This is a genomic window from Endozoicomonas sp. SESOKO2, assembly GCF_024606245.1.
In the GTDB taxonomy this organism is placed as follows: domain Bacteria; phylum Pseudomonadota; class Gammaproteobacteria; order Pseudomonadales; family Endozoicomonadaceae; genus Endozoicomonas_A.
Map to the genome: position 1 here is coordinate 1 of NZ_JAHHPQ010000638.1, position 1,658 is coordinate 1,658.

1 protein-coding gene is annotated in these 1,658 nt (G+C 51.0%); it reads left to right on the forward strand.

Annotated elements, in window-relative coordinates; genetic code table 11:
* A partial coding sequence (locus KDK17_RS15920; protein ID WP_257288500.1) for a hypothetical protein occupies positions 1–1,658 on the forward strand: 1,658 nt, incomplete at both ends.

The window sequence follows — 1,658 nt, forward strand, 5'->3', positions numbered from 1 at the left end:
ACCCGATCATCATTAACCAGAGTAATATCAGGGAATGGCTGAGCCCGATTGCCATCGCCCCGGAAGGCCATGCAGTCCCTAACACCTGCCTGTTGGAACAAGTTCGGGCGGGTGGTGTCATCACCGTAACGTCTCCCCTCACCGAGGCACTCTGGTTTCGTTTACTGGGTTCACTGCAAACGATTCGCGAGAACACAGGTCTGGAGCCCCGACTTCAGGTAGCTCATCCAAAACAGCAGCCGGAAACTTTGGGATTGGCAGAAAACGATGAGCGCCCCGTGAGAGATCGGGCCATCTTTAACAGCGTGACGTATCAGCAACCTGCTCAGGCAAGCTATTGGATCAATAATAATCAGAAAACATCCCTGGTGATTCAGGTTAATGAACAGACCAGTCTCAGCCAGCTTTTTGACAATATCCATATCACCTCGGAACAAAAGGCACGTTTTGGCCGACGTCAGAGTGCGTTACAGGATGCATTAACCTCTGGCAGGCCAGTTGTATTGCGAGGACTGGAAAGTAATCCAAACCTTCAGCGGCTTCTGGAACCTCTGGTTATTGGGCAACCTCTGTTGGTCAATGGTCAATTACAGGCCTACCCTCAAGCTCATGTCACCCTGCTCTGGCCCGAGTCTGCAAAAACTCAATCTTCGGTAATCAGTTCAATGGTTGCCACAGCAGAACCATGCTTTGGTGTCGATATCTGGGATATCAATGGGAACAAGCATGATATCCCCCTGACTGAGCTGCCCGAACAGGCACTTCACCAACTTTACGAAGCGTTTAAAACCGTACCTGGCGACCTTTGTAACCCCCTGCCTGAACTAACTGAAGGATTGTTGAATAACCTGATACTGGCTGCCCGGCGGGCTCAGCAGGTTGATCAGTCACCACAGCTGCTGCCCCGCCACTGGCGCAAGGCCATCAATAGTGTCATCACCCACGGCACCCGGCAGAATCCGTCAGTGCGGGATTTTATGAAAGTGGCCTGTTGTCAGCTACTGCCAGATGCCTATGAGAAACCGGATGAGCATCAAACCGCCTCGGTTGACCCGGATCGGTTAAATGACTTCATCAATAGTGCCCCGCAGTTGGATAGAACCTGTGTGCAGCAGAACCCATGGCCACTGGCCAGAGCCTTTGACCCGGCAACCTTTAAGGAGACTCGATTTAGAGCATTAGAACTGTCCTATAAAAATCCATTTCCATCTTTTTGGACTAGTGAATCATTGGATAAGCTCTGTGCCATGATCGTTGCCCATGTCCCGGAACAACAACGACAGGCAATAGCCCATCTGTTGGAAGTTGATCCAGCGGCAGCAGAGCAATATCAAACGTTAGCTATCAGACCCTCAAGACAGATGAAACGTTTGGAGGATGCACTGGCATCTGGCTGGCAGTTACCTTTGTCATCAGGACAGACCCGATCCGATGCCATTCAGGCTCTGGCCAACGATTGTTTTCATATTGCCAGAACAGTCAATTCCGACGTAGCAGGCATTAAACACATAGAGAATCGACTGTCTCAATCACTGGAATGGCAGGGTACTGCTGATCAGCCACTGTCGGCACTGGCCCATGATCTTTATCACGGTCTGGTGGATCAGAAGGATCGTGAAAGCCGTCGATTATCCCGACTCCATGACCGGCTTGCGGAC